Below are 26,634 nucleotides of genomic sequence, written 5' to 3'. Positions count from 1 at the left end.
CTCACCTATAAATGCCAAAACCGAGAGCCAGTAGATAACCGGAAGGAAGAGCATGAAGCCACCTACCACCAGGGAAAAGCCCGGGATGATTAGAAAGCCCCAGATGGAGTATATTGGATGCCTAACTCTCGCGTAACAGCCCCTGGTTAAGAGCTCTCCCCTTGAGTAGGCCCTCGAAACCTGAAGGTAGCAGACGAGCCACAGAAAAAGGCCCGAAAGGAGTAAAACAAGTCCCGGTAAAGGGAGAGAGATGCCCGGCCTGAGCCTTGAGTTCAGGTAAAGCGCAAAGAGCGCATATAAACCTGAAAAAAGGCCGACCTTTGGCTCAATCCCCCAGAATCTCATCACTCATTCCTCTATTGGGGGTTTCTCGGCTTTCTTGGCCTGAACCTGCTCCCAGAGTTCATCGAAGTTCTCAAGGACGCGCTGGAGGGCGAGCTTTATGTCTCTTGTCCTCGTAAAGAAGGCCACCTTGTTGGTCTTGTCCCGGATTCTCAAAAAGTTCGGCCCCATTCTAAAAGCCGCTAGAACGTCAACGTCCAAAAGCTGGCTCACAACTGCCTTGAACTTCCTCGGGTCGCCGTGGCCTTCATCGTGCTCCTCTTCAAAGTCTTTGGCTTTGTTCGGCCTCTTTTCCAGGAGTTTAACGCTACCATCTTCACAGACCTCGTAGATGGCAAAGAACTCAGAGTCGCCGTAGTGAGCATCGATTAGGTGTTCATCGTCTTCCATTCCAAAGGCAACCTTCAGGCATCTCATATCAACCACCGTTAAAACCTCTGCGGGAGCTTTAAAAAGATTTAGGGAAACCTAACTACAGGTCTATGTCCTCGAACCACTGCTCGAGCAGGTCCTCGGGGATTTCTTCCTCCTCGACCTGCTCCTGCATGAACTCCCACATCTCAAGGTGCCTCCTCAGTATTTCGGCGTGTTCCCTGCTTATCTCGGCCAGCCAGCGGAAGAGCCTTCTGGTTCTCTCCGACTTGGCCTTCATGCTCAGCTCGGAGTAGACTCTGGCCGTTGCCTCCTCGGCATCTATCGCAAAGCGATAGTAGTCCTCTACCTTTGATTCCGGATCCGTGAGTGCCTTCTCCAGAAACTCGAGGGCAACCTCTACCTCTCTTAATCCCCTCGTTTCCTCGGGCACTTTGACCTTTTCGAGCAGTCTCGCGTTTCTCTCGGAGTGGCTCGCGAGCAGTTTGAGGTCGTCCTTAAAGTCCCTCGGAACGAGCGGTATTAACGCCCTGTAGAGTTCGGCTTTCTTTCTCTCGATTTTCGCCAGCTCCATACCCACCACCAAAGCTTTAATAACTTCTTGTTAATAAAAACTTTTCGCGACTTTCGTGATTATGCACAAAGCTTAAAAGGAATTCGGCTACCCTAATTTTCGGAGGTGAGAACGTGCAGATAGCGGTGAGCGGTGGAAAAGGAGGAACCGGAAAATCAACCGTCGCGATTAACCTCGCCATTGAGCTGGCAAAACGTTTCAGGCTGGTTTTGGCGGACTTAGATGTTGAAGCCCCAAACGACCACCTGCTCCTCGGCGTTGAGCTCTCAAACGAGAGGCCCGTTAATCAGTTCATGCCGAAGTTCGACTACTCCAAGTGTATCAAGTGCCGGAAGTGTGCCGAGGTCTGCGAGGAGCACGCGATAATAACGCTGAAAGACGGGACGCCGTTCTTGATGCCCAACCTCTGTTCCGGCTGTCGGGCCTGTGAGATAGTCTGCCCTGTTCCGGGGGCGATTCAAGAGGCTTTTCGTGTTATAGGCCACACATACGTGACCGAAACTCCCTATGGCTTCACCCTCGTTACCGGAAAGCTAAGGGAAGGGGAGGAACGCTCGATGCCCCTCGTCGTTGAAACCAAGAGACGCGCGAGAGGCCTAGACTACGAGCTCCTCATGGTTGACACCGCCGCTGGAACCGGTAACACCGTTTCAAAGGCCATTGAGGGCTCGGAGCTTTTGATAGCGGTTACGGAACCGACCCCGCTCGGAATCCACGACACGGAGCTCATTCTCAAGCTCGGGAAGCTGATGGGTCTGAAGACATGGGTGGTCATCAACAGGGCCGACTTGGGCGATACTGGAAGGGTCAGGGAGCTCGCGGAAAAATACGGGGCCGAGGTCATAGCCGAGATACCCTACAGCGAGAACATCGTCAGGAGCTATGTTTCCGGAAGGCCCATCGTCCTTGAAGACGTTCCCGAGGCGAAAATCTTCCGCGAAATGGCCGAGAAGGTTGCCGGCTTTCTCGGGGGTGGTGAGTGATGCAGATAGCGATAGCGAGCGGTAAGGGTGGCGTTGGAAAGAGCACGATAACGGCTTCCCTCCTCTACTTCCTGAAGGACAGATACAGGCTTATCGCGGTTGATGCCGACGCTGAGGCACCTAACCTAGGTCTGCTCCTTGGCGTAGAGGAGTGGGAGGAGGAGAGGGAGCACATAGGTGCAAAGGTTGCCAGAATAAACACCGAGACCTGCGTCCGCTGTGGAATCTGTATGGAGCGCTGTCCCTACGAGAGCATTTACATCGATGAATCCGGCAACTACGTCGTCAACGAGCTCACCTGCGAGGGTTGTAACGTCTGCGGTCTCGTCTGTCCGGTTCCGGGAACGATAACCCTCGAACAGGCCCGCTCGGGTGTCATAAGGAAGGCAACCACCAAGTACGGCTTCCCCATAATCTCTGCCCAGCTCGACGTTGGAAGGCCGGAGAGCGGTAAGCTCGTTACGGAGGAGAAGGAGTGGGCCAAGAAAATCATGGAGGAGCTCAACTTAGAGCACATGATTGTTGACAGTGCCGCGGGAATCGGCTGTCAGGTTATAGCGAGCATAGGGGGGGCCGACTTGACCATACTGATTGCCGAACCGACGCCCGCTTCCCTCAGCGACGTCCAGCGCGCCTACAAGGTCGTCCAGCACTTCAGACAGCCGGCTTACCTGATAATAAACAAGGCCGATCTCAACCCCGGCTTTACTGCATTAAAGGAGTGGGCCGAAAGCGAGGGGATACCGATAATAGGTGAGGTCCCCTACGACAGGGCCATTCCAAAGAGCATGTCCATGCTCAAGCCGGTTGTTGAGGCATTCCCCGAGAGCCCTGCAAGCAAAGCCCTGAAGGAAATCGCCGAGAGAATAGCGGAGGAAATCATTGGGTGACTTTTGGCCCTTTAACCCAAATCTTAAAAGCCTCTTTCCATAGTTTTTTCGGTGGTAACCATGGTGGAAAAGGAAATAGAGAAACTCGCTTACGAGTATCAGCTTCTGCAGGCACAGGCCCAGCTGTTGGCCCAGAACCTCGAGTTGCTCACCCTCGGTAGGGACGAGTTCAAGGCTGTCAAGGAGACTCTTGAGGAACTTAAAAAAACTGAGGACGAGGTTGAAATCCTCGTTCCGATTGGGGCTGGTTCGTTCCTTAAGGGCAAGATAACCGACAAAGAGAACGCTATAGTGAGCGTCGGAGCAGGCTATGCTGTTGAGAAGAACCTTGAGAGTGCAATTGAATACCTCGAGGCACGGATAAAGGAGTACGATGAAGCTATAATGAAGACCCAGGAGGCCCTTAAAAAGCTTGAAGCCCAGCTGGGCGAACTTGCAAAGAAGGCCCAAGAACTACAGGCCAAAAAGGCATGATGTTTCCGTTTTTATTGTTGGAAAAAGGTTTTATACGTTAATCTCCAAGGGGTTACAGGATTATACCCAGAGGTGGCGAAGATGGTCAGAATAATGGCATCTAAGCTTAGAGATGTTGAGCTCATAACTGACACGGGAATAAGACTTGGGTGGGTTTACGACTTAAGCTTTGACGAGGAAACGGGTGAAATCCTCGTGATAGTCGCTGAACCAGATGAAGACCTTGACACGAGTGAATTCGTTACGGACCACGAGGGGCTCCTTCTGATTCCCGTAAGTGCCGTGAAGAGCATTGGGGAAGTCATAATTATAGACACCAACAAGCTAGCCATTCGCTCCAAGCTCAAGCGCCTTCCAAAGCCCGCCCCCACGAGGTCAAGGGGAACCCTTGAAGGGGGCCTTAAGAAGAAGAACTAAAGACCCTCGAAGAGCCTGTCCGCCAAGAACCTCGGCAGTCCCGCCTCTATTATCTTCCTTGCGCTTTCTTCAACGTCGTATTCTACGCGGTGGAACTCAACGTTGTCTGGTGGTTCTTCCTCCGTGTCTATCACCGCATAACTTGCCCTCCAGTCGCCGTCCCTTGGCTGGCCAACGCTTCCCGGGTTTATTATCCTCCTTCCTCCGATAATCTTGAGCATTGGAACATGGGTGTGGCCAACGAGGAGGTCGTCCTGTTTCACATAGCTTAAAACTGCCCTGAACTCGCTCTCCGGCAACCAGGGAAAGAGGTATTCATCCAGAGGTGCCCTTGGCGAGCCGTGGATTAAGAGGTAGCTCCGGCCGGTGTCGTCGGTGAAAAGTTGCCTTACCGGAAGTCTCCTAAGGAACTCAAGGTTTTCAACTTTCATAACCCGCTGGTGCCATCTCACCGCTTCCCTCGCGTAGGGGTTGAAGCCCCAGTCCGCGCCAAAGGCTATCGCGTTGTCGTGGTTTCCGCGAACGCAGAGGAAAGTTCTTTTCTCCATCTGTCTCTTCACGAACTCAACAACCTCGTTTGGGGAAGCGCCGTAACCAACCAAGTCGCCCATACACAGTATTACGTCCGCATTTCTGACTTCTCTCCAGACCGCCTGAAGGGCCTCCCAGTTGGAGTGTATGTCACTTATGAGAGCTACACGCATGGTATCACCGCTTTAAACCACGCTTCCCCGGTTTATATGGCCTTCTCACTGCGACGCCTATGAGGAGCAACCCTAGAACTATCATAAGGACGTCCCAGAGGGGGCTTTCTCTGCTGAGAACATCGGTTTTTCCGGGAGATCTTGGACAGAGGGGGATAACCCTCTGACGTGCCTCCAGTTCTTTGAAGCTGAAGCCCTTGCCGAGGACTAGGATGGATTCATCTAGGACACCGGAGTAGGAGATGTACCCGCCGAACGGATTTCTGTAGAGCAACGTGTAGCCGACCCTATCCTGTTCCTGGTTGCATCCCGCCTCGAGGAGAAGTGGAGTGCCACGGTACGTCTCGTTGAGAATTTTGAAAGAGTCGTTTTTCAAAACGAGAAGAACCTTTCCATCGTCCCCGTACACCGTGCCCCTTGGGTCGCTCACGTTGAAAACGAAAGGGCGATTGCAGATGAATGCGATTCCCCCGAAGTTCTCTACTGGAGAACCAATGATGAACCTCCCACCACTCACGTTCAAAAAGCCAGCGTAGTCACCCGAAACCGCGTAGACTGTGATGTTCGTCCTCCACGAGAGGTTCTCAACGTAGAGGTTTTTGAAGGAGACTGGTTTTGGAGGGTAGAACAGCCCGTTCCTCCTTGCGAAGACGTAGGAAGTCCCGTCCGGGTCGTTAACGACAAGTATATTGCCCGCGTTGGTTGGTGCATCCACGGCCAAGACGTACGCCTCAACCTCACCGCCGTTCTGAACCTCCAGCGCGCGGGCAAAGCTCAGCTTCACCTCCGTGTATTGGGACGCACATTCCTTGCCCGAATGAAACGCCAAAGCGATGAGCAACGAGCCGAGCAAGATTAGGAGGATAGCAAGCGAGATGAGTTTTTTCATGGTTTCTTCCCCCATATTAAGATGACCAATAAAAGAAGCACCGCTACCCCAATTTCAAGGAGAAATGGAATTCCCTTCCTGTAATCCTTTCCGGAACTGGTTATACAGTTGAAGTAGTTATGTTCCATTAGCTCAGTGCAGTTGTTATAGAGGGTGAGGTTTTCAAATGAGAACCCTTTTTTGAGAACAATCTGCTTTGAAATCCACTCCATACTGCCAAGATAGCTCTCATATTTACCAACGTTGAGTTTTGTATCTATGTTGTAACCTGTCAATTTCACGTGATTCTTCGCTTCACAATCGACACAGTACGCCAGCACTGCTTTGATGGGAGATCCGTTGAATGTTCTGTTTCCTGCGATTATGTATGAGTCCTTAAAGATGAAATTCATGCCGTTCCTGCCGATAACCGCTAGCGAACCGCGCGGATAGGTAACATTGAGGTAGAATCCACTACTGGAAACGTTTATGGAGAGAGACGAAGAGAGAACGAACCTTCCATTGGAGAAGTTCAGGGGAGGGACGTATCTGGCAGAGAAACCGGAGTAGAATACCCGGAAAGTTGCGTTATTGGGGAGCTCTGATATTACAACCTTCTTAACTGAGATCCTTTGGGGTGGAACGTAGGCTGTACCAATCTTCTTTAGGAGGGTTATGGAACCATTTGGGCTCACTAGTGTCAGCTTTGAAAGGTTTGAGTTTACTTCCACGGCGAGAAGAACTCCATCTATGCTCCCGCCGTTCTTTATAATCTTCGAATGAAGGTCCACGTAAGGAGAAATGGGTAAAGTTACTGGCGTGGCTTGAACATGGGGTGAATTTAGATAAGCACCAACCAAGATTAAGAAAAATAGAAAAATTGAGCTTTCTCTCAACAGCCTCACCCCGGATTAACTAGTAGGGGGCCTTTTTATAAAAGCATTACGTAAATTTTGCATGATCTTGAAATAATGAACTACTCATCTCTTCCCATTGTATGTTAAGAGAAAAGCATACCAAATGAGGAACACGATAGTGAGCAATGAACAGCACATGAACTCCTCGTATGTTGGAAAACCGAAGAGGACAATCTCAATTGGAAAACGAACGGCAGAGTACAAAAAAGGAAGTGACAGAATAAAAACGACATGCCACTTTATGCTCTTTAGGTTGAGCCAGTTCTCGACGAGGAATCCTCCAATGGCAACACCGATACCCAGAAAAAGATAGGGGGTGTAAAGATAGAAAAACAGAAGTGGGATATTTTCCCAAAAGCCGGTGAAGTCCTGGATTTTCACTCCCGTAACAATCAGTCCGTAGAGGAGAATTACCACAGAAACTCCCAGAAACGCCAGTTTCACTTGCCTAGCTTCTCTCTTGTTGGCCTCAATTGTTCTCTTCCACTCCATAGAACACACCGGTGTTATGACCACTTAGAATTATTAAAACTTTTTGAACAGATTGAGAAAAAGAAAAAAAATCACTCTTTCTGAGCCTTCCACCTGCTCCAGCGGTAGAGAGCTGCCAAAGCCTTTATTGCCCTGTCTGGTTCTGGATAGGCAGGAATGCCCTCTTCGTTGAGCATGTCGATTGCATGCTTTGCTTCAATTCCACCGACGATTGCAACAACAAGAGGCTTCTTTCTTCCGCTCGCGTTGTATTCCCTGATAATAATGTTCGCTAAATCCCTTGGGTCAAGAACTGCAGTCTGGCAGTAGAGGACAGCTATGCTGTGCATCTCAGGATGAGCCAGAGCGTCTTTGATTGCCCCTTCATAGCTCTCTGCTCCAGCCATACCCGTCAGGTCAACAGGATTCTTGTATGAACCGAATGGAGGCATGTGCTTTGCGAAGACCTTGAGCTCATCTAGGTTGTCGTAGAGGTGCAGACCGCTCTCCTCAGCGGCATCGGTGGCCATGACGCCTATTCCACCGCCGTTGGTTATTATGACAAGGTTCTCTCCAGCGGGCTCGGGAAGGTTGCTGAGAGTTCTCGCGTAGTCGAAGGCCTCGCCGATGGTGTAGGCCCTTATTATTCCCGCCTGCTTGAACGCCGCGTCATAAATCTTGTCGCTTCCGGCGAGGGAACCTGTGTGGGAAGCGGCCGCCTTCGCACCGCGCTCGCTCCTTCCGGCCTTGATGACCACTATCGGCTTGACCTTGCTGACCTCCTTGGCCGTTTCCATGAAGCGCCTTCCGTCCTTGACACCCTCCATGTAGATGAGGATTGCCTTAGTGTTCTCGTCCTCTTTGAAGAACTCGAGCAGATCAGCATCGTCTATGTCGCTTTTGTTTCCTATGCTGACAACGGCTGAGAGGCCGACTTTCTCTAGGATGGTCCAGCCCATGAGGGCTATTCCTAGGGCACCGCTCTGGCTGATTAATGCAAGAGGCCCGGGCAGAACGTCAGTTGGTCCGAAGGTGGCGTTGAGTTTCTCGGGGGTGTACACAACACCAAAAATGTTTGGACCGAGAATTCTCATGCCGTATTTTCTGGCAGTCTCGACTAGCTGCTGCTCTACCTTCTTGCCCTCTGGACCGAGCTCGCCGAAGCCGGAACTGATAATCGGCAGGACCTTAACTCCCTTCTGACCGCATTCCTCGACAACCTGCGGGACAAACTTTGCTGGAACAACTATCACTGCCATATCAACCTCGTCAGGAACGTCGAGGATACTCTTATAGGACTTGAAAACACGATTACCAATCTTAATCTCCACGCCCTTAATGTTAACGGGGTAGATTTTGCCTTCGTAGCCATACTCCACAAGGTTCTTCATAATAGCGTAGCCTATCTTGCCCGGCTTCTCGGAGGCACCTATAACTGCGATGCTCTTCGGCCTGAAAAGAGCTTCGATGTTTGGGTCAACCATTTTTATCACCTCGAATGACATTTACATTTTTTACATCTGTAAAAGGCAGTTAAAACCTTTCCCCTCCCTTTCTGCCGATATTGCCCTCGACAGACGTTAAAATAACCAGAGGTGGTGGTCCAACTTTCAAAATCTTCGATAAAGAAATCTTAGGCTTTCAAAGAACCCTTAGGTTTTCCGAAAAGTTTTTAGATTCCTACTAAACTTTCTTTGGGGTGTGAGAATGGGTACGAAACATCATGATGTGAGAATCATTGAGACACTTCTTCTCAAGTGGCTTAGCGTTCTGTTTGATATAGTTGTTATAGGCCTTGCCACGATAACTATGGGATACGTGGTTTACCTAATGGCCAATCTAATTACGGAAACTATGCACTCGTTTGATATTGAAAACGTTCTTCACCAGATAGTCCTCGTCATAATCTTTCTTGAGATATTCGAACTCCTGACGATGTACGTCAAGGAGCACCACGTCAGCATGAGGAACGTCGTTGAGCTCGGCGTTCTGGCGATGGTGCGAAAGATTATAATAACACTTGACTACAACCAGCTCGGCTGGCAGACGCTGATTGGAATGGCAACTCTTATCTTTGTCATGGGCTGGATTTATGTGCAGGAGAGGCAGAGGAGAACGAAGCACGAAGAGTTCCTTATCGAGAAGGGCCTATATCGCCGATGAAGACCCTTCCCCTCTCTGAGTAGTGATGAGCAACCCGGTAGGCGGAGGCAAATCCTAAAAACCCTTTTTCCTACTTTCTCTGGTGGTGTAAATGGGTGTTCAAATAGGCGAGCTCATTCCGAGAAAGGAGATAGAACTGGAGAGCCTCTACGGAAAAAAGGTCGCCATTGACGCTTTCAACGCCATGTACCAGTTCCTGTCAACGATAAGACAGCGAGACGGGACACCTCTAATGGATTCAAAGGGAAGGATAACCTCTCACCTGAGCGGATTCTTCTACAGAACGATTAACCTGATGGAGGCAGGTATAAAGCCAGCTTACGTCTTCGACGGCGAACCGCCGGCCTTCAAGAAAAGGGAGCTCGAAAAGAGGCGCGAGGCGAGGGAAGAGGCCGAGGAAAAGTGGCACGAGGCCCTCGAGAGGGGCGACATAGAGGAGGCCAAGAAGTACGCCATGAGGGCAACGAGGCTCAACCAGACCCTCATAGAGGACGCCAAGAAACTTCTCCAGCTCATGGGCGTCCCGGTTGTGCAAGCCCCGAGTGAAGGGGAAGCTCAAGCTGCGTATATGGCGCAGAAAGGGGACGTCTATGCCTCAGCGAGTCAGGACTACGATTCCCTGCTTTTTGGAACGCCGAGGCTCGTCAGGAATCTGACCATAACGGGAAGGAGAAAACTTCCGGGGAAGAACGTATACGTCGAGGTCAAGCCCGAGTTAATAGTTCTCGATGAGGTCCTCAAAGAGCTCGGCATAGACAGGGAGAAGTTAATTGAACTAGCTATTCTCGTTGGAACCGACTACAACCCGGGAGGAATTAAGGGTATCGGCCCGAAGAAGGCTTTAACGATAGTTAAACGCTCCAAAAACCCGCTCAAAAAATACCAGAAGGAGAGTGACGTTGACCTCTACGCGATAAAGGAGTTCTTCCTGAATCCTCCTGTGACTGACGAGTACTCTCTGAAATGGCGCGAGCCCGATGAGGAGGGAATCCTTAAGTTCCTCTGCGATGAACACGACTTCAGCGAGGAAAGGGTGAAGAATGGCCTTGAAAGACTGAAAAAGGCCGTAAAAGCCGGAAAGCAGAGAACCCTGGAGAGCTGGTTCCGCTAAAGCGGTATCTTGAGGTTGAGCTTTTCCACGAGTTCTTTATATCTGTTTCTTACGGTGACCTCAGTGACGCGGGCAACCTCTGCAACTTCCCTCTGGGTTCTTTTCTCCCCCTCTAGGAGACCAGCTATGTAGAGCGCCGCGGCTACGAGACCGGCGGGACTCTTTCCGCTCGTGAGACCCCGCTTGTAGGCCTCCTCAAGTATCTCTATTGCCCTTCTCCTCACTTTTTCGCTCAGGCCGAGCTCGTCTGCGAACTTGTTGACATAATCGGTAGGCTTCACGAAGAGCTTCTTTGGAGTCAGGTTCAGGTGTCTGGCTATGAAGCGGAAACTCCTGCCGATTTCCTTCTTGTCAACACGGGAAATGTCGGCAATCTCATCGAGGGTTCTCGGAACCTTCAAAAGCCTGCACGCGGCGTAGACACAGGCCGCTATAACGGCTTCAATCGAGCGACCCCTTATGAGGCCCTTTCTCACCGCCTCTCTATAGAGCCTTGCCGCTTCCTCTTCAACGTGCCTTGGAAGTTTCAGCTGGCTCGCTATCCTGTCGAGCTCGCTCAGGGCAAAGGCAAGGTTCCTCTCGGCGGCGTCGCTGACCCTCAAGCGAGACTGCCACTTTCTAAGCCTGTACATCTTCTCCCTCATTAAACCAGTGAGGGAGCGGTCTATTCCTATGTCCGTTGAAAGACCCTTGTCGTGAAGCAGTATGCTTTCAGGAGCCCCAACGCGGGCCCTCTTCTCCCTCTGGCTGGGGTCGAAGGCCCTCCACTCCGGCCCCTCGTCGACCACGTTCTCCTCGATTACATAACCGCAAACCTTACAGACTATTTCACCCCTGCTGGGGTCGTAAATGAATTCAGTTGAGCCGCACACGGGACATACTCTCTTCCCGCTCACTCAAACACCCCCGGCCGGCGGGCTATTTGGCGAGCCCCTTATAAACCTTAACTTTTGGAAACACGAACTTCAACAGCCAGAGCAGGTCTTCCTTCTGAAAGGTTATCCTCTCCAAAACCCGAACATCCCAGTCCTCTTCAACGATGTTTGCATAAATCCAGAGGAAAACGGGGTTTTCGTCACTCCCAACGTGTCTGTTCCTGTACAGGATGTCCGCGGTTCCGTCGTCGTTTTTTCTAACGGATACGAGCCTCCAAGTGTCGAGACTGACCTCTCCCTTTTCGTCGAGGATTCTCACTATTTCCCTGGCGTCCATCAATTCACCGTCCGCTACCACTTAATCCTGAACTCCCTTCTGGTCCTCGCATCTATTTGAGCCAGAATTCTCTTCAGCTTGGCGTCGTCTATTGGCTCCCTAATCTGGCCGGCCTGATAGAGCTGAACGAGGACGAGTTCAACCTGTCTCGCGAGTTCGGGTTTCACAAGCTTCACCCTTCCGAGTCTCTCCCTCGCTTCCGGAGTTAGGATTTTCCTCATTATCGCATCAATCTGGGCCTGGAGTTCCATCTCCTGCTTTATAGCTTCTTCTTGGGCCTTCTGCTGTTCAAGGTACTTCTTCTGGAGCTCCATGAGCTTGCGCTTTCTAATCTCCTCTATGTCCTCCGCCATTTTCTCACCTCCTGATTCAGGCTCAGAAGTGGAAGTTAAAAAGGTATTGGGTAGAGTATGAGAAAAGGGAGCTCAGTATTTCTTGAGCTCCGGAATCTGTTCCTCAAGCTCCTTCTTGAGCTCGGTGGCTATCTTGTCGAGGAAGCTCTGGCCCTTGGGAGTTATAACCCTTCCCTCTCCCGGAACCTTCTGGACGAAACCGGCCTGTTCAAGCTGCTGGAGTGCCTTCCTGATGATGCTTCCTCCGGCCTTGTAGAAGTGCTCGGGGGCGTGTCCGCGGTTCTTCCTGCCACCGTACCAGGTGCGAAGCCTCTCGATTCCGACGGGGCCGTCTATGTAGACCTTCCTGAGTATGCTTGCAACGCGGTAGTACCACCAGTCGTCCTGCTCAGGGAGTCTTTCCTTGTGCCTTCCGGTCTTGACGAACTTGGCCCACTCCGGGGGCTTTATCTCCTCAATCTCCTTGAGCTTTTCAGCGACCCTCTCAACGAGCAGGTCACCGGGAACGTCATAGACAGTCGCCATCCTTCAATCCCTCCCCTTCTTAAACTTCTTCCTGAAGTTAGCGATATCGAGCCTGACTTTACGGACGGGTTCCTCCCGCCTCTTGGCTCTTCCCTTTCTTTCAAGGCGCCTTAAATACCTTTCCCAGCCTTCCCTCGGTTTGAACAATATAAACCTTTTGCCCCTGACATCGATGAGCTCGCTGTCGGTTAATTCAGCAACCCTCTCAGCTATGGCCTTCCTGTCCATTCCAGTCGAGATGAGCGCACCCTTCCTGATCTCCACCTTGAGCACGCCGTCCTTTTCAAGCTGGGTGTTGATTTCCTCGATTACGCTCGCTTCAAGACCGCGTTTACCTATCCACGCTCGCGGTTCTATGTCGTAGTATCTCGCGCGCAGGGCTCTCCTCACCTTACCGGGTAAGCGTTTTTCCATCTCTCTCACCACTAACCTCTCGCTGGAGATGACCTTAAAAAGGTTGGCCTTTTAAGACTATCATTGCCTTGGGCCACCTTAATAAACCCCCGGTAGAGCATACTGAGGGGTCGCCATGAGGGTTTACCACCTTTACTCCGGCGGAAAGGACTCCAGTTTGGGTGCGTGGATTTTAGATAGACTTGGCTACGATGTGGAACTCGTAACGGTGAGCTTTGGCATCCTCGATAACTGGAAGTACGCGAGGGAAACGGCCGAGAGGCTGGGCTTCAGGCACAGGGTCGTCTACCTTCCCGAAGAAATCCTTGAGAATGCCTGTGAGATAGCTATAAAGGACGGCCACCCCAACAACGCCATCCAGTTCATCCACGAGAGGGCTCTGGAAACACTCGCCTCAATGCCGGAAGTCGAGAGGATAAGCGACGGCACTAGGAGAGACGACAGGGTTCCATATCTGGATTTGCCCAAGGCGAGGTCCTTGGAGGACCGCTTTAGCGTAGCTTACATAAGACCCCTCCTCGGCCTCGGCTACAAGACGATACGCGAGCTGACCGAGAGGCTTTTCGTCGTCGAAATCCGGGAGAGCGAGGAGCTCGAAAAAGCGGACTACGAGGTCGAGCTACGGCACCTCATCAGGAAGAGGGGAATAGACCCCCTGGAGATATTCCCAAAGAGACACTACCAGTCGAGGGTTCTATGGTGGAGAAAAGAAATCAGAGCTCAAGGCTGAGCCTTCTAACCACGGGATTTTCAGCCTCTTCCGGGCTTATTTCCTCGATGCTCTCAATCCATATCTTGGTTCTTGGAACGCGGTGCTTGCTCCCAATCTCGGAGTAAACGAGCTCCTCCACGTGCTCCGGCTTTAGAGCCCTGTACTCCTTGGTGAAGGGCTGCTTGAGCTTACCCCTCTGGAAGATTCCCTTTACGCGGTAAACCTTGACCTCCATTTTCATCCCTCCCTCCGGCTGAGCTTTGAAAAGACCCTTTTAAGCTTTATCCGAGGAAGCCCAAGGCCTCTTCAATCTTCACAATTTCGGGACCGGTCGTGAGGTGTCCCACAACGACGCCATGGGAGTTGGCTATCATACACGAGCCGACAAAGGGAACTCCCATGTTGGCTGTTCCGACGTAGACCTCAACCTTGAATAGGTCGCTAAGCCACTCGAGTTCCTCGTCGGTTGCCTCAGGATGGACAAGGCCACCCCTGTTCGTAACAACACCGACACTCCCAACGGCGGTGTAATCTGCTATGACTCCCCTCTCGACGGGAACGCCGAGAATGTCCTCTATTTTCCTTGCTTCCTCCCTTGTAAACTCCTTGCTGACCAGTGCACCCTTGTCATTGGCCAGAATGAGGTTTCCAAAGGCGGTGAGCCTGCTCTTAAAGGGGACAACTTCCATGTCGATTCCTTCTTCCTTGAGCCGGGCGTTTATGGTGTCGAGCTCGGCATCCCAGATGTACCATGGAACGATTAGCGCGTTGGAGTTCCCTGCTGTGAATATACCCACTATGCGCGACTTCATGATGCTCGTCTCGATGAGCGGAACCTTCAAAACATCCCTGAGGACATCCAGCTTCTTCTCGCCAAGGCCCTCCCTAACGATGGCTACCCTGTCAGTGGCGAAACCGTAAACTCCAAGGTAGGGGGAGTTCTCAAAATCGAGCCTCTCGATGTGCATCTCGTCACCTCTAAAAAGTGGTTAAAATCAGGCGAGGGAAACCTTCGCGACCCTCTTGCCGTCAACTTCCTCCACGACGACCTTAACGCGGAGCTTGTTGGGTGGCTTCTCCGCTCCGCGCTCCCAGAGCTTCTCGTTAACGGCGGGGTCGAGCTTGACCTCCTCGGCCTTGGCGTGCCTCGCTATCCACTCGCGGACGAAGCGGGCCGCTCTTGGTGCTCTCTTCCAGCGCGGAACGCGCTTCTTTATCTTCCTGATGGGAACGACGAATATGACTTCCTCACCGGGCTTAATCATTTAGACCACCTCACTCCTTGAGCTTGGTCCTCCTCCAGTGTCTCCTCTTCGGGTGGGTGAGAACTTTTCTGTTCGTCTTGACTATAACCCAGACCGGAATGCGTCTGTTCTGTTTGTAAGCCTTCGCGAGCCTGAGCTTCTTGGCAAGTGGCTTGTACCTTGACATGGTCACACCCCCTTACAATGCCTGTTGATGCTTTGGGGATGCGTTTTTAAGCTTTTTCGTAAAGGGAAGAAAAGAGGTCAGCGCCTCCTCCTGTAGAGGAGGGGCAGTAGTGCAAGCCCAACCAGAAGGGCCGGACCGCAGATTCCGTTGGAGGATTCTTTTTCACTTAGGGTGTATTTGAATTCGACTCTATTCGGCACTTTGGCCATTAGGGTTTGGTAGGCATTTACAGGAGTTCCATAGCGTAGGTATACGTTGCTCGTGACTATAACTTCTCTGTCATTAACTTTTTTCACAGTCATTTTGACGAAACTCCCATTGAGTTCAATGTTTATATCATTCGGGAGCTCCGTGAACTTTGCACCCTCTGGAAGGATAAACTTTGTAATTTTTGTCTCATTTATTGCTGCGTCAAGCCTATTCAGGAATTGCATGTTTCCGAGTTCAAGCTTAGGGTCATAGGCATAAACGTATGTTCCGTTTATCCTGTGAGTAAAGTTCGTGAGGATGAAGTGGTATTTTACAATAAGCGGACCCGTTGAGTTCAAATTAAGTATCTTGACAGATCCACTTTTAACTCCAACACCCTGAACCTGAAAGCTTTGAGCGTATTTTTGATACAGGCTCTGCTCAGCCTGCTGAACTCCTTGATAAGTTATCTGGAACTTAAGATAGTTGATGTAGGATTCAGGCTTGATATATTCCTCAACGCTGTCAAAAACCGTCTGGTTCTCTTGAACTGTTATGTTGTTGTGTATCCTCATCTCCCAGGTTGTGTAGTTCTCAACTCCTGCTTTTCCCTTATATTGTATTACAAAAGCCCGTGGCTGGCCGTAAATTGCCTGAATATCGGAGTAAGTCACGCCCTTTGCAAAGTGTATTATTGAATGAACGTAAACTGTGGTGCCGTTTGTACTGACCTGGATTTTTATGTAACTCCCGTTTGACTGTGCCGAATAGTTGTTAGGAATTTCCGTTATTTTTGCCCCTTTGGGAAGGTGAACAATAAAGTAGTTTTCCAATGTCATGCTCCCGTTCATTTTGGTAGGATCAATCTGTGCCAAATCCGCAACTCGAAGAATATCAAGGGTGATTTCCCAGACGTCTCCGTAGGAGTAATACTTCGCAAAGTTCGGTATCTCCCCTCTAATTATCGTTGTTAGGGGCCCTGTTGAGTTATATCCTATTATTTCTCCAGTTGCATTTTTTAGATAATAACCCTCTTGAGATAACCTCTGAGCCATCTGAGTCACAAAGGCTTTAGTAGCGTTTTCAAGTCCCATCTGAGCTATGCTCTCCCTGGTCTTGTTGAGGAGGCTTTCTGGACTGTAAACGGTAGTAATGAGAGTAACGTTAGCACTTCCGTTCCATGAAACCCAGTACTCGTTCTTTTGTACTTCTTTGTAGTCGTCAGAGGCCAGTACTCCTCCCGAAAGGACTCCAAAGAACAGGAGAGCTATCACCATAAATCCAAACTTCCTCATGAAACTTTACCTCCACATGCCTTGAAGGTTAAGGATTGATGAGGGTATATTAAGTTTGCCCAAAAGAGAGGGAAGAAAAAGTCAGTCGGCCCACTTGGAGAGGTCTAGCTCACCCTCGGTCTTTGCAACAATCGTAGTTCCGGTAAGGTCGCCGGTAACGTTGACCATGGTTCTGCCCATGTCGAGTATCGCGTCAATTCCAAGTATCATCGCATAGGCTAAAGCCACTGGACTTCCGGGGGTTAGGTCAAGGCCAACGCTTTGAAGAACCATTGCGAGCATTATGGCTCCAGCCCCGGGAACGCCGGCAGTTCCGATTGAAGCAAGGACTGCAGTAAGAACAACCACAAGTTGCTGGCTCAGCGTGAGTGGGTGGCCGATTGCGTTTGCAACGAAGAGGACTGTAACACCCTGATAGAGTGCCGTTCCGTCCATGTTTATCGTCGCGCCGAGTGGCAGGGTAAAGGAGTATATACCCTTGTCAACGCCCATCTCCTCAGCCACGCGCATCGTAACGGGCAGGGTTCCGCTTGAGCTCCTCGTAACGAAGGCGGTAAGCATGGCATCCTTTGCCTTTCTGATGAACTTGATGGGGTCAATGCCAAAGATTTTCAGGAGTATAAAGTACGTTATGACAATCTGCAGGAACAGGCCGAGGTAAACCGCGCCGACGACTTTTGCCAGAGGTCCGACGACTTTAAGGCCTTCCTTGGCCATGACGTAGGCTATAAGCGCAAACACGCCTATGGGAGCGTACTGCATGACACCGCCGACGATTAGGTACATCGCCTCGGCGAGACCGTCAAAGAACCTGAGCAGTGTCTCGGCCGACTTCCTGACCCTCTCCTCTTCCCTGTTCATGAGGTAGGTGATTGCAATACCCAGGATTATGGCGAAGAATATGACCTGCAGAACCGCTCCGTTTGTCAGCGATGCGAAGGGGTTGGTTGGCACAACGTTGAGGAGCGTTTGAACCAGCGAGGGGCTCTTGGCTTCGATTGCCTTACCCGTTCCAGAGCCGAGGTTGACACCGGAACCAACGTTGAAGAGCCTGCCGACTATGAGGCCGAAGAAAACTGCCATCGCAGAAGTGGCAAGGTAGTAGAATATTATCTTAACACCGACGCGACCGAGACGAGCAGGACTTATACTCGCCGCACCGACGACGAGAGATGCCAGAACAATCGGCATCACGAGCATCTTCAGCAGTCTGACGAAGAGGTCTCCAAAGGGCTTGATGTAGGTTTCCACGAAACCCGTCCAGCCGAAGTGTCCTGCTATCAACCCGAAGATCGCACCAAAAATTAAACCATAGAGTATCTTCCAAAGGACGGGATATTCAAGGTACTTTCTCAGCAGCCCCATACCTGCACCTCCTGCAATTAGAGCAAGATACCAAACAATAATTGGCAAGATCAATAATAACGATTTAAGAATTTTAACTTTTTCGCAGAATATTTGACAAAATGATAAAACATGGCAAGAAATTCACTGATCTGCAAAACGAAGTGAAACATCGCCGTATACTACTCTCTCAATATGACCACTTCTATCAATTAGGAGGGATCCAGATTCATCTATTCCAATAGCTTTCCCCTCAAGCACGACTTCACCGTCCTCTATAATCACAACATTCCTCCCAATAACTGAACTTTTGAGACGAACGGCTTGGAGAATTTTTTCGTGCATACCGTTCTTAAATAGGCTGTACCAGTATGAAATGGATCTAAGGAGTGCTTGGAGGACTTCTTCAATACTGACCTTTCCAACGAGTTCGGCCATTGAGATTGCTTGCTCTTTGAGTTCCTCCGGAATTTCGTTGTTGACGTTTAGACCTATCCCTAAGAGAGCAAATGAATTAAGCTTGCACTCGGTGAGAATTCCAGCTATTTTCTTTCCACCAACAAGGACGTCGTTGGGCCACTTAATCTCCGCAGGAATTCCGTATCGGGCAAGGGTGTCAACTACGGCAAGCGCCCCTACAAAAACAAGCTTTGTAATATGCTCTGGGCTTGATCTGGGTTTTAATATAGCCGTCATCCACAGACCACCTTCGGGAGAAGCCCACTTCCGACCCTTTCTTCCCCTTCCTGAGGTCTGCCTTTTTGCCACCACAACCGTTCCCTCGGGCACTTCCTTCGCTATCTCCCTTGCGTAATCGTTGGTGGAGCTCACCTCAGTAAACCGGATTACCTTCCAATGCATATTTGAACACCACTTCATTGTTTGACGAAAGGCGTTTAAACGATTGCGGAAAACTCTAAGTGGTAGTAACATGCGGGGAAAACCTTAAATCCACATAAAAAGATATATCACTCTGGGTGATGTAAATGGACGCCTACCAGAGCGTTGGGATAAGAAGAAGGCTTAGGAGGTTCTTCCGCAGGGATGGAAGGGCGCTGATTTTCGCGATGGACCATGGCTTTGAGCATGGACCAACGGATTTTGAGCCTGTCTGGGAGCATGTGAATCCCAGGGTTATCATCAGGAAGGTCATCAGAGCGGGGATAGACGGTGTCATGATGCTCCCCGGAATCGCGAGGATTGCCGGCGACGAGGTCAAGCCGAACGTTGGCCTGATGATAAAGCTCACGAGCAAGACCAACCTCCGCCCGAAGGAGGAGCAACTCCTTCAGAGCCAGCTGGCCTTCGTCGAGGATGCGGTAAAACTCGGGGCCGATGCCATAGCGGCCACCGTCTACTGGGGCAGTCCAGCTGAGGATGTTATGATGCGTCAGTTCGCGGAGATAGCGAGCTACGCCCACGACCTAGGGTTCCCTGTTGTGCAGTTTGCCTATCCGCGTGGTCCGTACATCACAGAGAAGTACGGCAAAAAAGAGGACTACCGCGTCGTCATGTACGGCGCGAGGGCCGCGGCCGAGAGCGGAGCGGACATGATAAAGACCTACTGGACCGGCTCGAGGGAGACCTTTGCAAAGGTCGTTGATGCAGCGGCGGGAGTCCCCGTTCTGCTCAGTGGAGGTGCAAAAAAAGACAACCCTGTGGATTTCCTGAAAGTTGTTTGGGAAGTCATTGAAGCCGGTGGCGCGGGGGCCGTCGTTGGAAGGAACATATTCCAGCGCGAGAACCCTGAGCCCTTCATAAAGGCCCTCCTTCGCGTCATTCATAGGAACGAGGACCCGGAGGAGGCAGCGAAAGCTGAGGGCCTTCTGTAGTTCGTCAATTGTCTATTTAATATTCTTCTTCCGTCGTAAAGTTTTTAAGGTTCTGTACTATTGTGTGCATTAAAGGTGATGGGTAATGAACAGGGTAGAGATTATAGACACTACATTTCGCGACGCTCACCAGTCGCTCATCGCAACGCGCCTCCAGACGGAGGACATGCTGAAGATAGCCGAAACCATGGACAAAATAGGCTTCTACTCAATGGAGGTCTGGGGAGGAGCGACCTTCGACGTATGCATACGCTATCTTAAGGAGGACCCGTGGGAGAGGCTCAGGCTTCTCAGGGAGCACATAAGGAAGACTAAACTCCAGATGCTCCTTAGGGGGCAGAACGTTGTCGGCTACAGGCACTATCCCGACGATGTCGTGGAGAAGTTCGTCGAGCTGGCGCATAAAAATGGAATCGATATCTTCCGGGTTTTCGACGCCCTCAATGACGTCAGAAACATGGAAGTTGCAATAAGGAAGGCCAAGGAGGTTGGAGCGGAGGTTCAGGGGGCAATAGCCTACACAACCGGGAAGGTGTTTACTCTTGAATACTACATGAAAAAGGTTGAGGAGCTTCTAACTTTGGACGTTGACGTAATCACAATAAAGGACATGGCGGGTCTCTTAACTCCCTGGAAGGCCTACGAGCTCGTCAGTGAGATTAAGGAAACCTACGGCGTTCCAGTCAACGTTCACACCCACTCAACCACTGGAATGGCAGTGGCAACGTATCTTAAGGCCGTCGAAGCGGGTGCGGATTTCATTGATACCGCCATAAGCCCACTGGCCTTTGGAACCGCACAGCCGGGGATACAAACGATATGGCATGCCCTTCCAGAAGCGGTAGGAAGCCATCTGGACAGGGATTTAATCCACAGGGTTTCTCGATATTTGAAGAAACTCCTAGAGGAAAAGTACTGGGGGTTGCTTCACAAGGAAACTCTCATGGTGAACCCCTACGTTCTTAAGTATCAGGTTCCCGGTGGAATGTTCTCGAACCTCATAGCCCAGCTCAAGGAGATGAACGCGCTCGACAAACTCGATGAGGTTCTGGAAGAGATTCCCCATGTTAGGGCCGATTTGGGATGGCCTCCGCTCGTCACACCGACGAGCCAGATAGTTGGAACCCAGGCCGTTTTCAACGTCTTATTCGGGAGATACAAGCAGATAACGAAGCAGGTAAAGGACTACATCAAAGGGCTCTACGGAAGGCCACCGGCGGAGATAAACCCCGAACTCAAAAAGCTCGTCCTCGGAGACGAGGAGCCGATTAAAGAGAGGCCGGGGAGCCTGCTCAAGCCTGCCCTTGAGGAGTGCAGGAAAAAGCTTGAAGAACTCGGTTACCTCCACAAGGAGGAGGACGTATTAACCTACTGCCTCTTTCCGGAAGTTGCGCTTGAGTTCTTCAGGGCCAGGGCCGAGGGAAAGGTTAGGGTGGAACCGCCTAAGAAGGCTCAGAGGGTTAAAATCTACGTCAACGGCGTTGAGTTTGAGGTCGGTATCGAGGGTGTTGATTTGGGCGCACTTAGATACCTACCACAGGCAGGTGGAACAGTTTCCATACCAAAGAGTGTTCCTCTCAGTGCTCTTTCGTCTGCTCCCGTTAGTGCTCCTGTATCAACGCCTGCTCCGAGTTCTGTTCCTGTTCAGGCTTCGCCGAATACAGTCACTGCCCCAATGCCTGGCAAGATACTTAAGGTTCTTGTTAGCGAGGGTCAGGAAGTTAAAACCGGTCAGGGACTCGTTGTTCTTGAGGCCATGAAGATGGAGAATGAGATTCCAGCTCCCAAGGATGGGGTTGTAAAGAAAATCTACGTCAAAGAAGGCGACACCGTAAACACAGGCGACCCATTAATAGAACTTGAGTGACGAGGAATAGTATTAAAGCCAGCCCTCTGAAATTATCTTTTTTCGGTCTTTCCGTGAAAAGCCGAAATATTTCCGGACTTTTGCCGAAAGGCATTTAAGTATGTGATCTGTACAATATAGTGCAAAACTTAAATGGAGGTGCAACAATGAACTCCGCTGTAACAATATTGATAGCAGCTGCAATATATTTAGGCATGTACTTTACATACGGCAAGGCCCTTCAAAATAAGGTCATTAAAGCCGACCCCAACAGGCCAACACCTGCCCACAGGCTCTACGATGGAGTTGACTACGTCCCAGCGCACCCGCTCGTTCTCTACGGACACCACTTCGCTTCGATAGCTGGCGCGGGTCCAATTGTGGGTCCAGCGGTTGCAATGGCTTGGGGTTGGCTCCCGGGATTGTTATGGGTCTGGTTCGGAAACGTGTTCATCGGTGCAGTTCACGACTATCTGGCACTGATGTCATCTGTCCGCTATGATGGTAAGTCAATCCAGTGGATTGCAGGAAAGCTCATGAGCAGAAGGACGGGAATTGCCTTTGAGTTCTACATACTGTTTGCACTGCTCCTCGTCCTAGCGGCGTTCATGTCAGTTATAGCCACAATCTTCAACAAGACCCCAGAGGCAGCAACCGCTTCGATAATGTTCCTGATCTCGGCAGTAATAGTCGGCTACCTCATGTACAAGACCAGCCTGCACTTCGCAGGGGCAACGATAATCGGCCTGCTCCTTGTTGCGCTATCAGTGTGGCTTGGCTTCAAGTACCCGATCCACGCAAGCTACCACAGCTGGGTGCTCTTCCTGTTCGTGTATATAATCATAGCGGCATCGATTCCAGTTTGGATCCTGCTACAGCCTAGGGATTACCTCAACGCCTACATCCTGTGGTTTGGCCTGATCCTCGGCGGTCTGGCCTTTATACTCATCGGCGGCAAGGGAACGTTTACCGCTCCAGCTTACACCACATGGAGCGCCAACGTTGTCGGTGGAAAGCCCTCACCCTTCTGGCCGACCATACCGCTCGTCATCGCCTGTGGTTCGCTGAGCGGATTCCACTCCATCGTCGGTTCTGGAACTTCATCCAAACAGCTTGACAACGAGCTTCACGGCCTGCTCGTCGGCTACGGTGGAATGTTTACCGAGGGCTTCCTCTCAACGATAGTCATAGCTTCGATAGCAGTTTATGGTCTCAAGGTCTTCCAGGCCCTCAACGTGCCAGTTACCGTTGACAACTGGGGTGCTCAGTACGCAATACAGGTCGTCAAGCACGGTCTCAAGGTCGGCATCTTCGCCAAGAGCTACGCCTACGGTCTGAACGATGCCTTTGGAATACCGGTCAAAACCGGTGCTGTCTTCGCAAGCCTGTGGGTTTCAGCCTTTGCCCTGACCACACTCGACACCGCTACCAGGCTTGGAAGGTTTGCATGGCAGGAAGTCGTTGGAATGCTCCTCGATACCAGCAGCGGGCTTGGAAAAACCCTCGTTAACAAGTGGCTCGCCTCAATAGTCTTAGCAGGTCTCGGCGTCTGGCTTGCATGGGGCAACCAGTGGCTCATCCTCTGGCCATCCTTCAGCGGTATGAACCAGATGCTGGCGAGCATTGCTTTAATGACCGCGGCCCTATGGGTTACCAAGGTACAGCAGGCAGGAAAGTGGAGCTGGGCGGTGCTAATTCCAGCGCTCTTCCTGTGGATTACAGTTACTCTGGCACTGCTCTGGTTCCTCGTGGTGGTTGTCCCAGGAATCGGAGCAGTTGGTACCAGATACGCGGTAGGGTTCATAACCCTCGTCGGCCTGCTCCTGAACTTCCTGCTGGTCATCGACTTCTGGAACGCATGGAAGAGACCAGCAGAGGAGTACGAGGCAGCGAAGGCCTGAACTCCTTTCCATTTATCATTTTTTAGGGGCGATGGTATGAGGGAACTGCTCAAGGAAGTTTTTTCAAAGCTAAAACTCCCGCTGACATTCCTCTGGGAGTTTCATAAGGGATTTGAGCTGTACTATCTTCAGGGGATCAAATGGGAGGAGGAAGAACTCGAAAATATTTTCGCGCTCATCCTGTTTGGGGACTACATCGGCCTTCCAAATCCGCCCACGGAAATAAGCTTTCGACTGCTTCCATATGTTGTCAGGGAGCTTTACGTGATGCAGGAAAAGGCCGATAAGGAAGTGACGTTTAAAACGGGATGGATCGGGGTGTGAGAGATGAAAAAAATCATTGAAGGTATAAAGGCCTTCCTGAAGGGTTTTGGAGAATCCTTCAAGGACCAATCAACTGAGTATATTGAGTTCGAAGAGAGAGAACTCGAAAACGTCTTCGCTTTAATTCTCATGGGGTCCTTTATCGGTATTCCAAGCCCTCCCACTACCCTTGTCGTTCGCCTGATGCTCCACATGGTTAGGGAGATGTACGTTATGCAGCAGAGGGCTGTTGATATGGACGACATCTTTGGTGAAATAGCCGGAATGTTCGACATAGACTGAGGTGGTGGTGATGGACGAGTTTTTGACGCCCAAGAAGGATTTTAGGGTGATATTCGTCATAGGAAAAGGCGGCGTTGGAAAAACGACAACAAGTGCCTCCCTCGCAACAGCCTTGGCTGAGAGAGGCTACAAAACTCTCATAGTGTCTCTAGATCCCGCCCACAACCTTGGCGATGTCTTCATGGAGAAGCTCAGCGATATTCCCAAACAGCTCGGCGAAAACCTCTACGCGAGTGAACTCGACATGGAGAAGCTTATAAAAAGCTACCTCAAGCACCTTGAGGACAACCTGAAGAACATGTACCGCTATCTCACCGTTATAAACCTTGAGAAGTATTTCGAAGTCCTCAGCTATTCGCCGGGAATCGAGGAGTACGCGACGCTTGAAGCGATAAGGAACATCCTTCTCAAGGGAAAGGAGTGGGACGTTATAGTCTTTGATACTCCCCCAACCGGTTTGACCCTCCGTGTTCTGGCCTTGCCGAAGATCTCCTTGATATGGACCGAGAAACTTATGGAAATCAGGCGGAAGATACTCGAAAGGAGGAGGATGATAGCCAAAATAAAAGGCGATCAGAAGTTCGTCCTTGAAGGGCAGGAGTTCACCCTTCCAAAGGACGAGGAAGAAGATCCCGTTATGAAGGAGCTTAAAGCCTACAAAGAGGAAATTGAGTTCGTTGAAAAGGTCATCACAGATCCAGACAAAACGAGCGTCGTTGCAATTATGAACCCTGAAATGCTTCCGCTCTACGAGACTAAAAGAGCCTACGAGAGCCTGAAGAAGTTCAAGGTTCCCTTCAACCTCATAGTTGTCAACAAGGTGATAACTGTAGAGAGGGAAATACCAGAGATCAAAGTAAAGCTTGAGGCCCAGCACAAAGTTCTCAAAGAGATCGAAAAGGAGTTTCCGGGAGTTAGGGTCATAAAAGTACCAATGTTTTCGGAGGAGCCTAGGGGAATCGAGTGGCTCAGGAAGATCGGGGGTTTGATACTTGAGGGAGGAGGAGATACTTGAACTGCTCAAAAAAGTGAAAAATCCTATAACCAACATGGACATAGTCAGTGAAGGGCTTGTCAGCAAGGTTGAGATAGACGAGGAAGATAGGACAGTGAGAATATACGTTGCGTTCCTAAGGTATACCCCGGCCCATCCCTTTGCAATGGCCGTCAACTGGGCGGTTCAGGCTAGGATAATCAAGGACATGGCAAAGGTTTTAGAGGATAAGCTCGGGTACTTTGAAATAATCGACGATACCTCTCTCCAGAGGTATTATCCGATTGAGGAGGAGGTCTAATAATGGAGCTGACTTCAGGTCTGTTGCTGGCGATAATGGTTATAGCCGCGCTAACTTCGATACAGTTCTACAAGGGCAGAAAGCTTAACCTCCAGCTGATGGAATTCTATCTGAAAAAGATAGAGGAGATAGTGAAACCAGAGGACAAGGACTACGTTTGGCTTGGGGGCTACATAGGCTTCAGGGCAAACTACAAGATAAACAGGGACAACGTGAGGAGATTTGAGTACACACTCACGCTTCTCCCCAGGCACAGCCTTCTCTACTTTCCTATTGCTCTCCTGACAAGCAGGCACGATAAGCTCTACATTGTCGTAAGGCCCTTTGCCCAGATAAAGCGCGAGGCCCATCTCATCCAGAAGGGCTACTACAGGCTTAAGCCCAAGATAGAGAACGAGCCGCTCCTCCAAAGGGAGGAAGTGGAGATAGCGGGCAAAAAGTACGAAGCCCTCTTCGAGAAGAGAAGGGATCTGGATAAGCTTAAATCCCTTCTGGAAAGCCTTCCGAAGTCACATAACGTCAAGCACGTGGCTTTGACACCAAAGACCAACGTCTTCTACGTCCTCATGAAGCCAGAGCCTGAGACAATAGAGGAGAGCGTGAGGAAGATAGTCGAGTTCACCAACAGGGAGATAAAGGAGAGCCCATTTTCTTCCTGATTCCCTTTCTTCATAACCTTTTTATCGGTTGAACTACCAGTTATACTTGGTGATACCAGTGGTTAGTATCCGCCTGAAGGTCGGGCCGAAGGGCCAGATAGTCATCCCCAAGGTCTTTAGAGAAGCGTACGGCATAAAGGAGGGCGGTGAGGTTATCGTCGAGCCGACGGAGAAAGGACTCATCATACTGCCGAAGAAAAGCAAAGAGGACCTCATAAGGGAGCTTCTTGAATGGAAAAGAAAGAACGCGACGGGAAAACCAGCCAAACTAGGGGAACTGAAGAACGTAAGCCTTGAAGATGAATTCGACGAAGTCTGGGGGATTGGGGATGAAGCTGTTCCTTGACGCCAATCTCTTCGTTTACCTGCTTACCAAAACCCCCGGAGAAGATAGAAAAATTGTAGAATTCTACGCGGAACTCGTGGAAAATCACTCCCTCTACACGAGCCCGCTGGTTCTTGACGAGACAATCCACGTTGCAAAGAGGAAGTACAGAGTTCCTTACAGGACTTCAATAGAGTTCATAGACGAGAAGATTCTGCCCTATGTGGAGGTGTTGCCCCTGACAGTTTTCGACTACCTCACAGCCAGGGAAATCATTCTCAAATACAAACTCCGCCCTTCCGATGCCCTCCACATCGCCGTAATCCAGAACAACGGCCTTCAGGCGATAGTGAGTGAGAATGAGGACTTTGACGGGCTCCCCCTCAAGAGGCTCTGGCTGGAGGGTTGA

At 50.6% G+C, this 26,634-nt stretch carries 37 protein-coding genes; 17 read left to right on the top strand and 20 right to left on the bottom strand.

The window, feature by feature from the left end; genetic code table 11:
* The 3 genes from MVG27_RS03675 to MVG27_RS03665 form a co-directional block, all read right to left on the bottom strand.
* Positions 1–345, bottom strand: a 345-nt coding sequence (locus MVG27_RS03675) for an isoprenylcysteine carboxylmethyltransferase family protein (protein ID WP_297556201.1), incomplete at its 3' end; no start/stop codon positions are given.
* A gap of 3 nt (positions 346–348) precedes the next feature.
* Complete coding sequence (locus MVG27_RS03670) at positions 349–759, bottom strand: NifB/NifX family molybdenum-iron cluster-binding protein (RefSeq protein ID WP_297467177.1); 411 nt, start codon at positions 757–759, stop codon at positions 349–351.
* Positions 760–814: 55 nt separating this feature from the next.
* On the bottom strand, positions 815–1,288 hold the full coding sequence (locus MVG27_RS03665) for a ferritin family protein (RefSeq protein ID WP_297548925.1): 474 nt from the start codon (positions 1,286–1,288) through the stop codon (positions 815–817).
* Positions 1,289–1,401: 113 nt separating this feature from the next.
* Here MVG27_RS03665 and MVG27_RS03660 point away from each other — a divergent pair, with 113 nt between their 5' ends.
* The 4 genes from MVG27_RS03660 (at position 1,402) to MVG27_RS03645 (ending at position 4,052) form a co-directional block, all read left to right on the top strand.
* Positions 1,402–2,271 carry an ATP-binding protein gene (locus MVG27_RS03660; RefSeq protein ID WP_297548902.1) on the top strand — a complete coding sequence of 290 codons (870 nt, stop codon included), beginning with the start codon at positions 1,402–1,404 and terminating at the stop codon, positions 2,269–2,271.
* Positions 2,271–3,161, top strand: a complete 891-nt coding sequence (locus tag MVG27_RS03655) for an ATP-binding protein (protein ID WP_297548904.1) — start codon at positions 2,271–2,273, stop codon at positions 3,159–3,161. The genes MVG27_RS03660 and MVG27_RS03655 overlap by 1 nt, the downstream gene beginning before the upstream one ends.
* Before the next feature lie 60 nt (positions 3,162–3,221).
* Entirely contained in the window at positions 3,222–3,635 is a 414-nt protein-coding gene (gene pfdA, locus MVG27_RS03650) for a prefoldin subunit alpha (RefSeq protein ID WP_297548927.1), read from the top strand.
* An 81-nt stretch (positions 3,636–3,716) separates the two neighbouring features.
* Entirely contained in the window at positions 3,717–4,052 is a 336-nt protein-coding gene (locus MVG27_RS03645; RefSeq protein ID WP_297548906.1) for a PRC-barrel domain-containing protein, read from the top strand.
* On the opposite strand, the gene MVG27_RS03640 is transcribed toward MVG27_RS03645, so the two are convergent.
* The 5 genes from MVG27_RS03640 to acs form a co-directional block, all read right to left on the bottom strand.
* The gene (locus tag MVG27_RS03640) at positions 4,049–4,756 is read right to left on the bottom strand and encodes a metallophosphoesterase family protein (RefSeq protein WP_297548908.1); all 708 of its coding nucleotides are present in this window, start codon (positions 4,754–4,756) and stop codon (positions 4,049–4,051) included. The genes MVG27_RS03645 and MVG27_RS03640 overlap by 4 nt on opposite strands.
* A 4-nt stretch (positions 4,757–4,760) precedes the next feature.
* Positions 4,761–5,645 carry a hypothetical protein gene (locus MVG27_RS03635; protein WP_297548910.1) on the bottom strand — a complete coding sequence of 295 codons (885 nt, stop codon included), beginning with the start codon at positions 5,643–5,645 and terminating at the stop codon, positions 4,761–4,763.
* Positions 5,642–6,529, bottom strand: a complete 888-nt coding sequence (locus tag MVG27_RS03630) for a hypothetical protein (protein WP_297548912.1) — start codon at positions 6,527–6,529, stop codon at positions 5,642–5,644. Before MVG27_RS03630 ends, MVG27_RS03635 begins: the two co-directional genes overlap by 4 nt.
* Before the next feature lie 75 nt (positions 6,530–6,604).
* Positions 6,605–7,042, bottom strand: a complete 438-nt coding sequence (locus MVG27_RS03625) for a hypothetical protein (RefSeq protein WP_297548914.1) — start codon at positions 7,040–7,042, stop codon at positions 6,605–6,607.
* 62 nt (positions 7,043–7,104) lie between these two features.
* Positions 7,105–8,496: an acetate--CoA ligase alpha subunit gene (acs, locus tag MVG27_RS03620; RefSeq protein ID WP_297556205.1), complete on the bottom strand. Its 1,392-nt coding sequence runs from the start codon at positions 8,494–8,496 to the stop codon at positions 7,105–7,107.
* Positions 8,497–8,719: 223 nt separating this feature from the next.
* On the opposite strand from acs, the gene MVG27_RS03615 reads away from it, so the two are divergent.
* Both MVG27_RS03615 and fen read left to right on the top strand, forming a co-directional pair.
* The gene (locus tag MVG27_RS03615; RefSeq protein ID WP_297548917.1) at positions 8,720–9,175 is read left to right on the top strand and encodes a phosphate-starvation-inducible PsiE family protein; all 456 of its coding nucleotides are present in this window, start codon (positions 8,720–8,722) and stop codon (positions 9,173–9,175) included.
* A gap of 91 nt (positions 9,176–9,266) precedes the next feature.
* Positions 9,267–10,286, top strand: a complete 1,020-nt coding sequence (gene fen, locus MVG27_RS03610; RefSeq protein WP_297548919.1) for a flap endonuclease-1 — start codon at positions 9,267–9,269, stop codon at positions 10,284–10,286.
* Here the strand turns inward: fen and MVG27_RS03605 are convergent.
* The 5 genes from MVG27_RS03605 to MVG27_RS03585 all read right to left on the bottom strand — a co-directional run bounded on the left by MVG27_RS03605 (position 10,283) and on the right by MVG27_RS03585 (position 12,790).
* On the bottom strand, positions 10,283–11,182 hold the full coding sequence (locus tag MVG27_RS03605) for a transcription initiation factor IIB (RefSeq protein ID WP_297066054.1): 900 nt from the start codon (positions 11,180–11,182) through the stop codon (positions 10,283–10,285). The genes fen and MVG27_RS03605 overlap by 4 nt on opposite strands.
* A gap of 22 nt (positions 11,183–11,204) precedes the next feature.
* A complete protein-coding gene (locus MVG27_RS03600) occupies positions 11,205–11,498 on the bottom strand; it encodes a hypothetical protein (RefSeq protein WP_297469305.1) in 294 nt (97 codons plus the stop codon).
* Positions 11,499–11,512: 14 nt separating this feature from the next.
* Complete coding sequence (locus tag MVG27_RS03595) at positions 11,513–11,851, bottom strand: DNA-binding protein (protein ID WP_297066059.1); 339 nt, start codon at positions 11,849–11,851, stop codon at positions 11,513–11,515.
* Positions 11,852–11,923: 72 nt separating this feature from the next.
* Positions 11,924–12,376 (bottom strand): 30S ribosomal protein S19e, encoded by a 453-nt coding sequence (locus tag MVG27_RS03590; protein ID WP_297548921.1) that lies wholly within the window; start codon positions 12,374–12,376, stop codon positions 11,924–11,926.
* A gap of 3 nt (positions 12,377–12,379) precedes the next feature.
* A complete protein-coding gene (locus MVG27_RS03585; RefSeq protein ID WP_297556203.1) occupies positions 12,380–12,790 on the bottom strand; it encodes a YhbY family RNA-binding protein in 411 nt (136 codons plus the stop codon).
* Positions 12,791–12,905: 115 nt separating this feature from the next.
* Here MVG27_RS03585 and MVG27_RS03580 point away from each other — a divergent pair, with 115 nt between their 5' ends.
* The gene (locus MVG27_RS03580; protein WP_297550368.1) at positions 12,906–13,520 is read left to right on the top strand and encodes an asparagine synthase-related protein; all 615 of its coding nucleotides are present in this window, start codon (positions 12,906–12,908) and stop codon (positions 13,518–13,520) included.
* Here MVG27_RS03580 and rpl18a read toward each other — a convergent pair.
* The 7 genes from rpl18a to MVG27_RS03545 all read right to left on the bottom strand — a co-directional run bounded on the left by rpl18a (position 13,504) and on the right by MVG27_RS03545 (position 18,622).
* Entirely contained in the window at positions 13,504–13,737 is a 234-nt protein-coding gene (gene rpl18a / locus MVG27_RS03575; RefSeq protein ID WP_297066114.1) for a 50S ribosomal protein L18Ae, read from the bottom strand. The genes MVG27_RS03580 and rpl18a overlap by 17 nt on opposite strands.
* A gap of 46 nt (positions 13,738–13,783) precedes the next feature.
* Positions 13,784–14,470: a translation initiation factor IF-6 gene (locus MVG27_RS03570; RefSeq protein ID WP_297550366.1), complete on the bottom strand. Its 687-nt coding sequence runs from the start codon at positions 14,468–14,470 to the stop codon at positions 13,784–13,786.
* Positions 14,471–14,497: 27 nt separating this feature from the next.
* On the bottom strand, positions 14,498–14,767 hold the full coding sequence (locus tag MVG27_RS03565) for a 50S ribosomal protein L31e (protein ID WP_099211393.1): 270 nt from the start codon (positions 14,765–14,767) through the stop codon (positions 14,498–14,500).
* A 10-nt stretch (positions 14,768–14,777) separates the two neighbouring features.
* Positions 14,778–14,933, bottom strand: a complete 156-nt coding sequence (locus MVG27_RS03560) for a 50S ribosomal protein L39e (protein WP_297551061.1) — start codon at positions 14,931–14,933, stop codon at positions 14,778–14,780.
* A 77-nt stretch (positions 14,934–15,010) separates the two neighbouring features.
* Positions 15,011–16,417, bottom strand: coding sequence for a CGP-CTERM sorting domain-containing protein (locus MVG27_RS03555; protein ID WP_297551063.1), 1,407 nt, complete (start codon positions 16,415–16,417; stop codon positions 15,011–15,013).
* Positions 16,418–16,498: 81 nt separating this feature from the next.
* On the bottom strand, positions 16,499–17,782 hold the full coding sequence (locus tag MVG27_RS03550; RefSeq protein WP_297551065.1) for a dicarboxylate/amino acid:cation symporter: 1,284 nt from the start codon (positions 17,780–17,782) through the stop codon (positions 16,499–16,501).
* A gap of 123 nt (positions 17,783–17,905) precedes the next feature.
* Positions 17,906–18,622: a biotin--[acetyl-CoA-carboxylase] ligase gene (locus tag MVG27_RS03545; protein WP_297551067.1), complete on the bottom strand. Its 717-nt coding sequence runs from the start codon at positions 18,620–18,622 to the stop codon at positions 17,906–17,908.
* A gap of 125 nt (positions 18,623–18,747) precedes the next feature.
* On the opposite strand from MVG27_RS03545, the gene fba reads away from it, so the two are divergent.
* The 10 genes from fba to MVG27_RS03495 all read left to right on the top strand — a co-directional run bounded on the left by fba (position 18,748) and on the right by MVG27_RS03495 (position 26,634).
* Complete coding sequence (gene fba / locus MVG27_RS03540) at positions 18,748–19,593, top strand: class I fructose-bisphosphate aldolase (RefSeq protein ID WP_297551069.1); 846 nt, start codon at positions 18,748–18,750, stop codon at positions 19,591–19,593.
* 85 nt (positions 19,594–19,678) lie between these two features.
* Entirely contained in the window at positions 19,679–21,460 is a 1,782-nt protein-coding gene (locus tag MVG27_RS03535; RefSeq protein WP_297556199.1) for a pyruvate/oxaloacetate carboxyltransferase, read from the top strand.
* A gap of 146 nt (positions 21,461–21,606) precedes the next feature.
* Positions 21,607–23,340 (top strand): carbon starvation protein A, encoded by a 1,734-nt coding sequence (locus tag MVG27_RS03530; RefSeq protein WP_297556198.1) that lies wholly within the window; start codon positions 21,607–21,609, stop codon positions 23,338–23,340.
* Between the two features lie 36 nt (positions 23,341–23,376).
* On the top strand, positions 23,377–23,664 hold the full coding sequence (locus MVG27_RS03525; RefSeq protein ID WP_297556195.1) for a hypothetical protein: 288 nt from the start codon (positions 23,377–23,379) through the stop codon (positions 23,662–23,664).
* 3 nt (positions 23,665–23,667) lie between these two features.
* Entirely contained in the window at positions 23,668–23,946 is a 279-nt protein-coding gene (locus MVG27_RS03520; RefSeq protein WP_297556192.1) for a hypothetical protein, read from the top strand.
* 10 nt (positions 23,947–23,956) lie between these two features.
* Positions 23,957–24,961, top strand: coding sequence for an ArsA family ATPase (locus MVG27_RS03515; protein ID WP_297556189.1), 1,005 nt, complete (start codon positions 23,957–23,959; stop codon positions 24,959–24,961).
* Positions 24,939–25,241, top strand: a complete 303-nt coding sequence (locus MVG27_RS03510; RefSeq protein ID WP_297556187.1) for an iron-sulfur cluster assembly protein — start codon at positions 24,939–24,941, stop codon at positions 25,239–25,241. Before MVG27_RS03515 ends, MVG27_RS03510 begins: the two co-directional genes overlap by 23 nt.
* A 2-nt stretch (positions 25,242–25,243) precedes the next feature.
* The gene (locus MVG27_RS03505; protein WP_297556184.1) at positions 25,244–25,900 is read left to right on the top strand and encodes a hypothetical protein; all 657 of its coding nucleotides are present in this window, start codon (positions 25,244–25,246) and stop codon (positions 25,898–25,900) included.
* A gap of 49 nt (positions 25,901–25,949) precedes the next feature.
* Positions 25,950–26,246, top strand: a complete 297-nt coding sequence (locus MVG27_RS03500; protein ID WP_297548374.1) for an AbrB/MazE/SpoVT family DNA-binding domain-containing protein — start codon at positions 25,950–25,952, stop codon at positions 26,244–26,246.
* Positions 26,230–26,634, top strand: coding sequence for a type II toxin-antitoxin system VapC family toxin (locus MVG27_RS03495; protein ID WP_297548372.1), 405 nt, complete (start codon positions 26,230–26,232; stop codon positions 26,632–26,634). Before MVG27_RS03500 ends, MVG27_RS03495 begins: the two co-directional genes overlap by 17 nt.

It is taken from the genome of Thermococcus sp., assembly GCF_027011145.1.
Lineage (GTDB): Archaea > Methanobacteriota_B > Thermococci > Thermococcales > Thermococcaceae > Thermococcus.
This window is presented reverse-complemented; position numbering and strand designations above follow the sequence as displayed.